Here is a 12,764-nt window from a genome sequence, read left to right as displayed (position 1 = left end):
CTCTCCCCTGCTCGCAGGGGAGAGAGCAAGGCTATGACAGCACGCCGGCGCCGAGGTCGGCGTTGGCGGCGGCCTGGCGGAACAGGCCGAACAGTTCGCGGCCCATGCCGCTGTGCTCGCCGGACAGGTCGGCGACGTGCGGCAGGCGGGCGTCCAGTTCGTGCGCTTCCATCAGGACGTCCAGACGTCCGTTTGCCGCGTCCAGCCGGATGATGTCACCGTCGCGGATCTTGGCGATGTTGCCGCCGGCCACCGCCTCGGGGGTCACGTGGATCGCCGCCGGCACGCGGCCGGAGGCACCGGACATGCGCCCGTCGGTGAGCAGGGCGATGCGGTGGCCGCGGTCCTGCAGCAGCGCCAGCGTGGGGGTGAGCTTGTGCAGCTCGGGCATACCGTTCGCGCGCGGACCCTGGAAGCGCACCACCGCCACGAAGTCGCGGTTGAGCTCGCCGCGCTTGAACGCGCCGGCCACCTCGTCCTGGTCGTTGAACACGATCGCCGGCGCCTCGATCAGCAGGCGGTCGTCCGGCACCGAGGAGACCTTGATCACCGCGCGGCCGAGGTTGCCGTCGAGCATGCGCAGGCCGCCGTCGGCGCGGAACGGTTCGTCCATGCCGCGCAGCACGCCGCGGTTGCCGCTCTGCTTCGCCACCGGCAGCCAGGCGATGTCGCCGGCCTCGTCCAGCTGTGGCACGCGCGTATAGCCTTCCAGGCCGGTGCCGAAGATGGTCTGCACGTCGCCATGCAGCAGGCCGGCGCCGAGCAGCTGGTCGATCAGGAACGCCATGCCGCCCGCCTCGTGGAACTGGTTCACGTCGGCGTAGCCGTTCGGGTACACGCGGGCCAGCAGCGGAATCGCCTTGGACAGCGCGTCGAAATCATCCCAGCGCAGCTGGATGCCGGCGGCGTGCGCGATCGCCACCAGGTGCAGCAGGTGGTTGGTGGAGCCGCCGGTGGCGTGCAGGCCGATCACGCCGTTGATGATCGCGCGCTCGTCGATGATGTGGCCGAGCGGCAGGTAATGCTCGCCCAGCGCGCTGAGGTTGGCCACGCGGCGCACCACCTCGGCGGTAAGTGCGTCGCGCAGCGGCGTGTCCGGCGCGGTGAAGCTGGCGCCGGGCAGGTGCAGGCCCATGATCTCCATCAGCATCTGGTTGGAGTTGGCGGTGCCATAGAAGGTACAGGTGCCGGGCGCGTGGTAGGACGCTGCTTCCGCCTCCAGCAGTTCGGCCTTGCTCGCCTTGCCGTCGGCAAATGCCTGACGCACCTTCGACTTCTGTTCGTTCGGGATGCCGCTGGGCATCGGTCCCGACGGCACGAACGCGCCGGCCAGGTGGCCGAAGGAGAGCGCGGCGATCAGCAGGCCCGGCACGATCTTGTCGCAGATGCCGAGGTAGAGCGCGCCGTCGAACATGTCGTGCGACAGCGCCACCGCGGTGGCCAGCGCGATCACGTCGCGCGAGAACAGCGACAGCTGCATGCCGGCGCGGCCCTGGGTGATGCCGTCGCACATGGCCGGCACGCCGCCGGCGACCTGCGCGGTGAAACCGGCGTCGCGGGCGATCTGGCGGATCAGCGCAGGGTAGCGTTCGTACGGCTGGTGCGCCGAGAGCATGTCGTTGTAGGCGGTGACGATGGCCAGGTTGGCGCGGCGGCCGCTGCGCAGCGCCGCCTTGTCCTCCGTGCCGCAGGCGGCGAAGCCGTGCGCCAGGTTGCCGCAGGACAGGTGCTCGCGCTGCGGCCCGCTGCGGTCCACCGCGTCAATGCGCCTGAGGTAGGCCGCGCGCGTCTCGCGGCTGCGCTCGCGCAGGCGTTCGGTGACTTCGGCGACGACGGGGTGCAGCGTGCTCATGATTTTTTGCCTTGTTTGTGGGAGCGCACTCGGTGCGCGAGGAACTTGCTGCGGCCGTGCGCGATGCCGTGGGTCACGGGCACCAGTACACCGCCACCGGCACGCGTTGCTGGGTCAGTACGGCGCGCACCGGGTAGTGCTGCGCCTCGCCGAGGCCGAGGCGCGCGTCGGCGAGCAGGTCGCGCTTCTTCTCGCCGGCCACCAGCAGGTACAGCGCGCGCGTTTGCAGCAGCGTCGGCAGGCTCAACGTGATGCGCGGTTCGCCGGCGCCGGGCGCATGCATCGGCAGCACGCGCGCCGTGCCGTCCAGGTCCAGTGCCTCGGCCAGGTGATCGCCGCCGGGGAAGAACGAGGCGGTATGGCCGTCGTCGCCCATGCCCAGCACCACCGCGTCGAACGGCAGCGGCAGCGCGTCGATGCGCGCGTTGGCAGCAGCCAGCCCGGTTTCGGGGCTGGCGTCGCCGGTGTACAGCGGAATGAACTGTGCGGCAGCGGCGGCGTGCTGCAGCAGCAGCGATTTCACCAGCCGTGCATTCGAACGCTCGTCGGTTTCCGCCATCCAGCGTTCGTCGACCAGGGTCACCTGCACCCTGGTCCAATCGAGTTTCTCCTGCGACAGGCGGGCGAAGAAATCCTTCGGCGTGCTGCCGCCGGAGACCGCAAGTAAAGCGTGGCCGCGTTCAGCCAAGCCGCGGCGCAGGCGTTCGGCGACGCGTTCGGCCAGTGCCGTGGCCTGCGCGCGGCAATCGGTGAAGCTGTGCGTGGTGACGTTCAGATGGTTGGTCATGGCAGGTGGCGCGACGGACACTCAGGCGTGGCCGCGCGCATCGTGGGGAAGGGAGCACCAGTCTGCCGCACGCAACGACGTGGCCGGGTGAAGCGTCGGTAAACGCGGCCTATTCACTGTCTTCGTTCCAGGTGCGGCCGTCGCGCTCGATCAGCGCCACCGCAGCGCTCGGCCCCCAGCTGCCGGCGGTGTACGGCCGCGGCGGCTCGCCGCTGTCGGCCCAGGCGGCCAGGATCGGGCCGGCCCAATGCCATGCCGCTTCCACTTCGTCGCGGCGCATGAACAGGGTCGGGTTGCCGCGCACCACGTCGAGCAGAAGGCGCTCGTACGCATCGGGTTGCTGCACGCCGAACGCCTCGGCGAAGCTCATGTCCAGCGGCACGTGGCGCAGCCGCAGGCCGCCGGGGCCGGGGTGCTTGATGGTCAGCCACAGCTTGACGCCCTCGTCCGGCTGCAGCCGCAGCACCAGCCGGTTCTGCGACAGCGTGCCGGCGTCGGGGTTGAAGATCGAATGCGGCACCGGCTTGAAGGTGACCACGATTTCCGACACCCGGCTCGCCAGTCGCTTGCCGGTGCGCAGGTAGAACGGCACGCCGGCCCAGCGCCAGTTGGCGATCTCCGCCTTCAGGGCGACGAAGGTCTCGGTGTTCGACTTGCTGTTGCCCAGTTCCTCCGGGTAGCCGGGCACGCTGGCGCCCTCGGCCACGCCGGCGCGGTACTGGCCGCGCACGCTGAGCTGGGCGGCGTTGCTGTCGTCGATGGGCTTGAGCGAATGCAGCACCTTCAGTTTCTCGTCGCGCACCGCATCGGGCGCCAGCGACGAGGGCGGCTCCATCGCCACCATGCACAGCAGCTGCAGCATGTGGTTCTGCACCATGTCGCGCAGCGCGCCGGCGCGGTCGTAGTAGGCGCCGCGATGGCCGACGCCGAGGGTTTCGGCCACGGTGATCTGCACGTGGTCGATGTGTCCGGCGTTCCACAGCGGCTCGAACAGCGCGTTGCCGAAGCGCAGCACCAGCAGGTTCTGCACGGTCTCCTTGCCGAGGTAGTGGTCGATGCGGAAGGTCTGCGATTCGCTGAACACCTTGCCGACCGCGTCGTTGATCTGGTTGGCGCTGGCCAGGTCGCGGCCGATCGGCTTTTCCAGCACCACGCGCGAGGCGCCCTGGTTGAGCTGGTACTGGCCCAGCCGGGTGCAGATGTCGACAAAAAGTTCTGGCGAGGTGGACAGGTAGAACACGCGGATATGGTCGGGCTGCTTGCCGATGAAGGCGGCGAAGTCGTCCCAGCCCTCGTCCTTGCGCGCGTCCAGCGGGCGGTAGAACACCTGCTGCAGGAACACGTCGAGTTGCGCTGCGGCGCATACCCCGACCAGCGCCTCGCGCAGGTGCGCGCGGTAGCCGGCGTCGTCCAGCGCTTCGCGGGCGATGCCGACGATGCGGCTGCTGGCCGGGATCTGGCCGTCGAGGAAGCGGTGGAACAGCGCTGGCAGCAACTTGCGCACGGCGAGGTCGCCGGTGCCGCCGAAGATCACCAGGTCGAACGGTTCGACCGATTGGGAGGAAGCAGTCACGCGGATCACCTCGACTGGATGCCGGATGGCGGGCAGAGGGCCGGATGGCGCGTCTTGCCCGGGTTTTCGTCGATGGTACCAGTGAAATACCAGCTCGACCACGGGTCTGCATACGAATTCATATGTGAGGACGGGCGTGACGCGGGCTTGCGGGTAGTGGTTCGCTATTGGTATTGTTCCACGCATGGAAGCCGCCCTTGCCCACGAATACCGCCGGATCTGCCACGACCCGGCCACGCACCAGCCGCTGGCCTACCTGCGGCTGCGCCAGGCGATCCGCAACATCATCGGGCACCGTGACATCGAGCCGGGCCAGGCGCTGCCCAGCGAGCGCGACCTGTCGCAGACGCTGAAGCTGTCGCGGGTGACCGTGCGCAAGGCGATCGCCGGCCTGGTCGAGGAAGGCCTGCTGACCCAGCGCCACGGCGCCGGCACCTTCATCGCCGAGCGCATCGTCAAGCCGATGTCGCGGCTGACCAGCTTCACCGAGGACCTGCGCGAGCGCGGGCTGTCGCCGCGCTCGGAATACTTCGAGCGCGGCATCGGCGAGGTGACGCCGGAGGAGTCGATGGCGCTGAACCTGTCGCCCGGCTCGCTGGTGGTGCGCCTGCACCGCGTGCGCTACGGCCAGGACGAACCGCTGGCGATCGAGCGCAGCGTGGTGCCGGCCAGCGTGCTGCCTGACCCGCTGCTGGTGCACGACTCGCTGTATGAGGCGCTGGAAAAACTCAACGCCCGCCCGCGCCGCGCGCTGCAGCGGCTGCGCGCGGTATCGCTGAACGCGCAGCAGGCGCGGCTGTTGCACGTCAGCGTGGGCAGCGCGGGCTTGAACATCGAGCGGCGCAGCTTCCTCGACGACGGTCGCGTGGTCGAGTTCACCAGTTCCTGGTATCGCGGCGACATCTATGACTTCGTCGCCGAACTGCAGACCGACTGAAGGATCGATATGGACCCCCGCGACACCCTGATGTACCAGGAGGCGCACGAGTCGGCCGCGGTGGTCGCGCGCCAGTTCGCCGCGAACGAGGCGGTGGTGGTCGCGCTGGCGCGCGAGCTGCGCGCGCAGCCGCCGCGCTTCATCGTCACCTGTGCGCGCGGCAGCTCCGATCACGCCGCGGCGTACGCGAAGTACGTGTTCGAGACGCAGCTCGGCATCGTCACCGCATCCGCCTCGCCGTCGGTGACCTCGGTGTATGCGGCCGAGCAGCAGTGGCAGGGCGCGCTGTTCATCGCCATCTCGCAGTCGGGCAAGAGCCCCGACCTGCTGCGCAATGCGGAAGCGGCGAAAGTCGCCGGCGCGCGCGTGGTGGCGCTGGTGAACGTGGAGGATTCGCCGCTGGCGGCGCTGGCCGACACGGTGATCCCGCTGCACGCCGGGCCGGAGCACAGCGTGGCGGCGACCAAGAGCTATATCGCCGCGCTGGCCGCGGTGCTGCACCTGTGCGCTCGCTGGCGCGGCGATGCCGTCCTCGACGCGGCGCTGCAGGCGCTGCCCGACGCGCTGCGCGCCGGCTGGGACGCGGACTGGTCGGCGCTGGTCGACGGACTGGCCGGGGCGCACAATCTGTTCGTGGTGGGTCGCGGCTACGGTCTCGGCATCGCGCTGGAGGCGGCGCTGAAGTTCAAGGAAACCTGCGGCCTGCACGCCGAGGCGTTCAGCGCGGCCGAGGTGAAACACGGGCCGATGGCGCTGGTCGGCCCCGACTTCCCGGTGCTGTGCTTCGCCCAGGATGACGACACGCTGGACAGCACGCTGGCGGTGGCGCGCGAATTCCGCAGCCGCGGCGCGCAGGTGTTCGTGGCCGCGCCCGGGCTGCAGGGTGCCGGCAGCTTGCCGGTGGCCGGCGGCCTGCCGGCGCTGTGCGCGCCGCTGCTGGCCATCCAGAGCTTCTACCGCGCCGCCAGCGCCCTGGCGCTGCGTCGCGGCTTCAACCCCGACGTACCGCCGCATCTCAACAAGGTCACCGAGACCGTCTGACCCGTTTTTCTCCTCCCCTGCCTGCACGGGGAGATTGGGAGGGGGTGCTTTTGCGGCAAGAGCGACCCCACCCCGGCCCTCCCCTGCAAGCAGGGGAGGGAGCAACCCCGCTCTCCCTGTGCATTCGAGAGGCCACATGACCACCGCCCTCACCCACGCTCGCGTCCTCACCGCCCACGGCTGGCGCGACGACCTCGCCGTGCTGCTGGAGGGCGAGCGTATCGCCGACCTGCTGCCGTCATCCGATCCGCGCGTGCGCTCGGTGCAACAGCACGACCTCGGCGGCGCGATGCTCGTGCCCGGCTTCATCGACGTGCAGGTCAACGGCGGTGGCGGCGTGCTGTTCAACGAGGCGCCCACGGTGGAAACGCTGCGCCGGATCGGCGCCGCGCACCGCCGCTTCGGCACCACCGGCTTCCTGCCGACGTTGATCAGCGACCGCGTCGAAGTGATGCGCGCGGCGCTGGCCGCGGTGGCGCAGGCGCTGAGCGAGGGCGTGCCCGGCGTGCTCGGCATCCACCTGGAAGGTCCTTACCTGGCGCCGGCGCGCAAGGGCGTGCACGACGCAAGGTATTTCCATGCACCGGGCCGCGACGAACTGGCGCTGCTGTGCGCGCCGCATCGTGGCGTGCGGCTGGTCACGCTGGCACCGGACCAAGTGCCGCTGGCCGACATCGGCGCGCTGGTCGCCGCGGGATTGATCGTCTGCGCCGGGCACACCGCGGCCGACTACGCCACCACCCGCGCCGCGCTGGACGCCGGCGTGCGCGGCTTCACCCACCTGTTCAACGCGATGACCCCGTTCGGCAGTCGCGAGCCGGGCGTGGTCGGCGCCGCGCTGGAGGATGCCGGCAGCTGGTGCGGCATCATCGTCGACGGCCACCACGTGCACCCGGCCAGCCTGCGCGTGGCGATTGCCGCCAAGCCGCGCGGCAAGCTGCTGCTGGTCACCGACGCGATGCCGCCGGTGGGCGCGGATGATCCGACCTATGTGCTCAACGGCGAGACCATCACCGCGAAGGACGGCATCTGCCAGACCGCGCGAGGCGTGCTGGCCGGCTCCGCGCTGGACATGGCCGGCGCGGTGCGCAATGCGGTGCAACTGCTCGGCCTGCCGCTGGACGAAGCGGTGCGCATGGCCAGCACTTATCCCGCCGAGTTCCTCGGCCTGGGGGAAAGCCATGGCCGCATCGCGCCTGGTTATCGCGCGGACCTTGTGGTGCTGGACGATGAGTACCGCGTGCAGCGAAGCTGGATTGGCGGGCGCTGAGGCGCGTGTGGCGAACCGGGTCCGCGCAAGCGCCGGATCGCCACATCGATAATCCGGCATGTCGGCGGCGGCACGCCGGGTACGGGGCGGTCAGTCCGCGTTGACCGCGGGCGCGCCGATGGCCTGGCGCAGTGGCTCCAGCTGTCTTGCATAGTGGCGCCATTGCTCCAGGCCACGGGTATGGATGGATTCGCGCACCTGGGCACTGCTCGGGGTGGCCACTGGCGAGGCGTTGCGTTCGGGGTGCAGGCAATTTTCCTCCAGCGAGAGCCCGCAGTATTCGAGTATTCCGCGCAGCGTGGACTCCGGATCGCGCACCAGCGAGGCATAGGAAACGTCGAGCATGGCGCCTGGCAGGCGGTCATGCCAATGCCGGACCAGGCGCGCGTATTGCCCGTAGTAATGAGCCAGCGCCTGCAGGTCGTAGCTGTAGGACGAAACATTGCCGAACATGGCCTTCAAGTTCGAGAAGCAGGTGTCGACCGGATCGCGCACCATGTGCAGGATCGGCGCGTGCGGCAACGCCCGGCGGATGAACGCGACCATCTGGATGTTGGCCGGTAGTTTGTCGATGTAGCAGGCGCGACCCTGTGCGCGCCATTGCGTCTGCCTGAGATAGCGCGCACCCAGTTCGGCATAGTCGATGTCAGCGCTGTGCTGGATGATCTGCAGCAAGCCCTGTGCCCTGGCCGGGGTCACGTCCGCGGCCCAGTGCAGCTGGCGCCAGAAGTCGATGATCTCGCCGGCGGACACGACCTGCGAGTGGCCCGACAGCATGCGGTCGAGCAGGGTGGTGCCGGAGCGCGGCATGCCGACGATGAAAATGGGCACGGGGCCGTCGAACACGGGGCCGGATCCCGCCCGGCCGACCTGGTTGTCTGGCGCCGGCAGGCGCATCAGTGCATCGGTAACGGCGGCTTCGCCAGCCGCGTCGTACGGATTGAGCTCGTGCATGAGGGCATTGCACCGGGCCAGGGCAGGCCAGGCTTCCTCGTGGCGCTTGAGGTCGTCCAGCACCTTGAATTGCGCGTACTCGAACTCCGCGCGCACGAACATGGCGCCCGGATCCTTGCTGTCCCGGGGAAGCTGGCGCAGCTGCTCCTGCACGAAATCCAGCCGGTTGGCTTCCGGTTTCTGCTTGCGCAGGTTGACCAGCACCATCGCCGCATCGCCGAAGTGCGGCCAGCGCTTCAGGCAGTTCTCCAGCACCGTGCAGGCGCGATCGATGTCGCCACTGAACTGGAGCAGCATCGCATACAGGTGCTGCTCGCCCGGTGAATCGATGCCGGCGGCCATGGCGCTTTCCATCAGCGCCCTGGCCGAGGCGATCTCGCCGAGCATGAAGCGCAGGTGTGCCTGGCTGACCAGCCATTCCGGCGGGAGCCCGGGCGCCTGGGCGAGCAGGTCCAGGCAGCTGCGTGCGGCGAGGGTCTCACCGACCGCAACGAGGCGTTGCGTCACCTTGATGATGAAATCCGCGTCCCGCGGAAGCCGTTGCGCGACACGAAGCATCAATGCGGTCGACTCGCGAAGCCGGCCCCGCTGGAACAGCACGTCGGCCAGTTCAAGGCGCGCCATGGCATCGTCCGGCACCTGTACTACAAGCGACTCCAGGGCCGCCTGTGCAGCCTCCCATTGCTGGTTGTCGATGCATTGCCGGGCCTGCTGGCGCAGGCGGCTTTCCGCGGTGGAAAGGTTCGGTGAATTCATCGGGACATAGTAACTTCACGCAAGCCGCGTCGTGAGCCTGCCGATCCCGTGGCGCAGGTGCGCAGTCATGCCGCCATCGCTTGCACAGGCTGACTCCACCGAGGGCATAAAAAAGCCACCGACCCGAAGGTCGGTGGCCTGGTTTGGCCAGTTTCAGCCGGTATCAGCTATCAGTAGTCGTACTGCACCGACAGGCGAACCGTACGCGGCGGCTGCCAGAAGATGCCGTCGCCGTAGCTGTTGTTGACGAACACGGTATTGACGCCGTCGAAACCGCTTTCGCCAGCCGCGTCGGTCTGCACCGGCCTCTGCTGGTCCAGCGCGTTGATCACATCCAGGTTGAAGCCCAGCTTGTGATCGGCAAACGCCGGTGCGTAGTGCACGCCGAGGTTGACCTGCTCGGTCCACGGGGTGTGGCCAGCCTTGCCCGGCGGGATGCGAACGCCATGGCACCAGTGGTAGTTGCCGCTGCCGCCGCCGTTGTAGCCGGTCGGGTCGCCGGTACCGGTTGGGCCGTAGTAGCCCAGGCACTCCTTGGGCGTGCCGGACTGCGCCAGCAGGGTGCCGGAGACCAGCCATTCCGGCGTGATCTGGTAGGCACCGCGGAAGCGGATCGCGTGCTTGCGGACGTTGGACAGTTCGCCGTCCTGGCCATCCATCAGCTGCCAGCTATCCCAGTCTTCGGTCTTGGACACGTCGCCCTGGCCGAAGTCGGAACGCACCTGGCCCTCGGTGTTGCCGAAGCCGCGGCTCCAGGTGTAATCGAGGCGGGCCATCCACTTGCCGTCGAACGGATGCTCCAGGTACAGGTTCAGCGAACCGATCTTGCGACGGACGCCATTGATGTAGCCCCAGTCCTTCTGGGTCATCGGCACGAGCACGCTGCTGGTGCCGTCATCCGACTTCACCAGCATGGTGTTGGTCTGGCCGGGATTGATCAGGCGGCAGTAGGAGGCGCCGTACAGCGAGTTGCCGTAGAGACCCGGATCCAGCCCCATGCTGGTCATCTTGGTCGCGATCTGGCTCGGCGAGCACTCGTCGTCGATCGCGGTCTTCAGGTCGCGCCACATCGCCTTGGCACCGTAGGTCCACTCGTCATTGAGCTTCTTGTCGAAGCCAACGATGAACTCGTCCACGTACTCCGGCTTCAGGTTGCGCGCGGTGACCTGCTGCGGATCCTTGGGCAGGCCGTATTCGCCGTCGGGCGAGCTGGGCGGGGCAAGCGCCACGGTGCCGGTCGGCACGCCGTTGGCGTCGATGCCGGTATAGGTGAAGTACTGGGTGAGGTAGGTCGAGCGGTTGGCCGCACGCTCGGCCGCGTTGTCCGGCAGCGCGAGGTAGTAGCGGCCCACGTTGCCATAGACCTTGAACGAGGAGTCGCCGTTCACGTCCCAGCTGGCGCCGATGCGTGGCTCCCACTGGTTCTTCTCGTCGACGAACGCCTTGCCGAGGTCGTTGTAGTTGGTGAAGTGGTCGTTGCGGACGCCGATGTTCAGCAGCACGTTGGAGCTGACCTGCCAGTCGTCCTGCAGGTAGTAGGCCTTCTGGGTCATCGTCATGCTGGTGGCCCAGCCGATGGTGCGCTTCTGCACGCGGCCGTTGGGGTACGCGGGGGAGGCAGCTGCGTAGCGCCAGTAGTAGTTCAGCGCCGGGTTGAACGGATTCTGGTTGTCCGGGCCCTGGTGTTTGGCGCCGTAGCTCATGTTGTCGATACCGACGGCGAGGTCGTGATCGCCCAGCTTGTAGTCGAAGTCGACGCGCAGGCCGTGGGTGCTGTTGCTCGCCTGCGGCGAGGTCCAGGTGGTATTGCCCTGGGCGTTGACGATACCGTTCGGCCCCGTGCCCGGCGGCAGGAAGGCCGGATTCTCGTTGTAGGGGCGCGAGATGAACGGCAGCGGGCTCTGGTTGCCGTAGACGACCGGGTCCTGGAAGTGGGCCTTGCCGTACAGGATGCTCAGGGTGGCCGCATCGGTGATGTAGCTGGTGAAGTGGCCCAGGTAGAACTGGGCGTTGTCCTTGCTGATGTCGTTCTTGTTGAGGTAGGCACCCGACTTCAAGGTGCTGTTGTCGAACATGTAGGTCGAGCCGGCACCGGTGGACTGGTTGTTCTTCAGCGCCGTCAGCTCAAGGATGTTGCTGTCGGTGATGTTCCAGTCCAGCTTGCCGTAGAACTTGGTGTGCTTGTCCCGGTTGTACTGGACTTTCTGGTTGGCGGCGGATTCCACGTTGTTGCTCTGCGTCGTGGCCTTCTCGGCCGCCAGGAACATGAACAGCTTGTCCTGGATCAGCGGGCCGCCGACGTAGGCGGAGTAGACCGTCTCCCACTCCTTGTTGTCATTGCGGTACTGGTTCAGCGTACCCGGCTTGGCTGGATCTTCCAGCTGGTAATGGGTGAGGCCGTCGGGGCTGTTGGGGTTGGCGACGTCTGCCGGGATGGCGGGGTTGCCATAACGGTTGTTGACCGGCGTGCCCTCGAGGAAACGTGGCTGCCAGACCGCCTGCGCACCGAAGTGCCATTCGTTGGTGCCGCGCTTGCCGATCTGGTTGATCACGCCGCCGTCGGAGCGACCGTATTTGGCGCTGTAGCCGCCAGTCAGGGTTTCCTGCTGGTCGATCGCACCATACGGCAGCGCAAAGCCACCCAGATTCTTGTACGGCTCGCCGGTGTTGTAGCCGTTCACGTAGTAGGCGTTCTCGGACACGCTGGAGCCGCCGAAGGCGACTGCGTTGCCGAAGAAGCTGCTGCCCTTGACCGTGCCCGGAGCGAGCAGGGCGATCGATTCCGCGTTGCGACCGATCGGCAGCTTCTGCAGGTCGGCGGCGGTGATGACCGTGCTCGAGCTGACGCTGGATACGTCGATGGCCGGCAGCGCATTGGCCGAGACGGTTACCGCGCTGAGCGAGGTCGTTTCGGCGCTGAACGTGACGGAAGTGCCGGCGCCGGGCGCCAGTGACACCTTGCGCGTCTCAACGACCGCGCCACTCTTCTTCAGCGACACCGTATAGGTACCGACCGGCACGTTGTTGATCTGGAAACGCCCGGAGCTGTCGACAGTGACCTCGCGGGTCAGGCCAGACGCGTTGGTGGCGGTGACGGTCTCGCCTGCGGCCGCCGGGGCCTGGCCGAAGATGGAGCCCGTGGTGGACTGCGCCATGGCGACGCCGCCCAGGCTCATGCTCAGTGCCACGGCAAGAGCGGTGTGGCGCCACCTCGGATTATGGATTTTGTTGTGACTGCTCATTGGTAATGAATCTCCCCAGAGTGAAAGGCCCAAAGGCCGAGTGACGTAAATCAATTAATTCATGGAACAAAGCAAGCTGGGTGCGTGTCGGCGGCAGCCGCCGATTGTTCCATCAGTCAGGCTACGCAACTCCATGCCGACGCCCGGTATCCATGCCTTCCGGCAACCTGCTCCCGGAACATAAGGCGACATAAATACTGGCGTCAACAAAATATTTATGAGTTATTACCAAACATCAAGAAATTACGATTTACAGCTTTTCAAACAGCAATAACTTGCGATTATTGTTCCCTTAATACCTGCGTGTCAGTGCCAGCCCGCAGGACTCGGTCAGGAGTCGAAACAATCGGGT

At 67.4% G+C, this 12,764-nt stretch carries 8 protein-coding genes; 3 read left to right on the top strand and 5 right to left on the bottom strand.

Features of this window, described 5'->3' with window-relative positions; all coding sequences use genetic code 11:
* Nucleotides 1-31: 31 nt before the first annotated feature.
* The 3 genes from edd to zwf all read right to left on the bottom strand — a co-directional run bounded on the left by edd (nt 32) and on the right by zwf (nt 4,212).
* Nucleotides 32-1,852, bottom strand: coding sequence for a phosphogluconate dehydratase (edd, locus tag IMW82_RS15710; protein WP_211005232.1), 1,821 nt, complete (start codon nt 1,850-1,852; stop codon nt 32-34).
* 73 nt (nt 1,853-1,925) lie between these two features.
* Nucleotides 1,926-2,639 (bottom strand): 6-phosphogluconolactonase, encoded by a 714-nt coding sequence (gene pgl, locus IMW82_RS15705; protein ID WP_211005231.1) that lies wholly within the window; start codon nt 2,637-2,639, stop codon nt 1,926-1,928.
* Between the two features lie 109 nt (nt 2,640-2,748).
* Entirely contained in the window at nt 2,749-4,212 is a 1,464-nt protein-coding gene (zwf, locus tag IMW82_RS15700; protein WP_108472267.1) for a glucose-6-phosphate dehydrogenase, read from the bottom strand.
* A gap of 184 nt (nt 4,213-4,396) precedes the next feature.
* On the opposite strand from zwf, the gene IMW82_RS15695 reads away from it, so the two are divergent.
* The 3 genes from IMW82_RS15695 (at nt 4,397) to nagA (ending at nt 7,460) form a co-directional block, all read left to right on the top strand.
* Entirely contained in the window at nt 4,397-5,149 is a 753-nt protein-coding gene (locus IMW82_RS15695) for a GntR family transcriptional regulator (protein WP_108472199.1), read from the top strand.
* Between the two features lie 9 nt (nt 5,150-5,158).
* A complete protein-coding gene (locus IMW82_RS15690) occupies nt 5,159-6,190 on the top strand; it encodes an SIS domain-containing protein (RefSeq protein WP_211005230.1) in 1,032 nt (343 codons plus the stop codon).
* A 136-nt stretch (nt 6,191-6,326) separates the two neighbouring features.
* A complete protein-coding gene (gene nagA / locus IMW82_RS15685) occupies nt 6,327-7,460 on the top strand; it encodes an N-acetylglucosamine-6-phosphate deacetylase (protein ID WP_211005229.1) in 1,134 nt (377 codons plus the stop codon).
* A gap of 90 nt (nt 7,461-7,550) precedes the next feature.
* On the opposite strand, the gene IMW82_RS15680 is transcribed toward nagA, so the two are convergent.
* A complete protein-coding gene (locus IMW82_RS15680) occupies nt 7,551-9,170 on the bottom strand; it encodes a sulfotransferase (protein ID WP_211005228.1) in 1,620 nt (539 codons plus the stop codon).
* A gap of 170 nt (nt 9,171-9,340) precedes the next feature.
* A complete protein-coding gene (locus IMW82_RS15675) occupies nt 9,341-12,346 on the bottom strand; it encodes a TonB-dependent receptor (protein WP_234411355.1) in 3,006 nt (1,001 codons plus the stop codon).
* Between the last annotated feature and the right edge of the window lie 418 nt (nt 12,347-12,764).

This window comes from Rhodanobacter sp. B2A1Ga4 (assembly GCF_018101315.1).
Taxonomy (GTDB): domain Bacteria; phylum Pseudomonadota; class Gammaproteobacteria; order Xanthomonadales; family Rhodanobacteraceae; genus Rhodanobacter; species Rhodanobacter thiooxydans_A.
The sequence above is the reverse complement of the archived record's forward strand: the minus strand, read 5'-3'. Positions and strand labels throughout refer to the sequence as shown.

Coding starts and splice junctions, on each gene's coding strand:
- edd (WP_211005232.1), bottom strand. CDS start 1,852: ATGAGCACGCTGCACCCCGTCGTCGCCGAAGTCACCGAACGCCTGCGC.
- pgl (WP_211005231.1), bottom strand. CDS start 2,639: ATGACCAACCATCTGAACGTCACCACGCACAGCTTCACCGATTGCCGC.
- IMW82_RS15695 (WP_108472199.1), top strand. CDS start 4,397: ATGGAAGCCGCCCTTGCCCACGAATACCGCCGGATCTGCCACGACCCG.
- IMW82_RS15690 (WP_211005230.1), top strand. CDS start 5,159: ATGGACCCCCGCGACACCCTGATGTACCAGGAGGCGCACGAGTCGGCC.
- nagA (WP_211005229.1), top strand. CDS start 6,327: ATGACCACCGCCCTCACCCACGCTCGCGTCCTCACCGCCCACGGCTGG.
- IMW82_RS15680 (WP_211005228.1), bottom strand. CDS start 9,170: ATGAATTCACCGAACCTTTCCACCGCGGAAAGCCGCCTGCGCCAGCAG.
- IMW82_RS15675 (WP_234411355.1), bottom strand. CDS start 12,346: ATGAGCCTGGGCGGCGTCGCCATGGCGCAGTCCACCACGGGCTCCATC.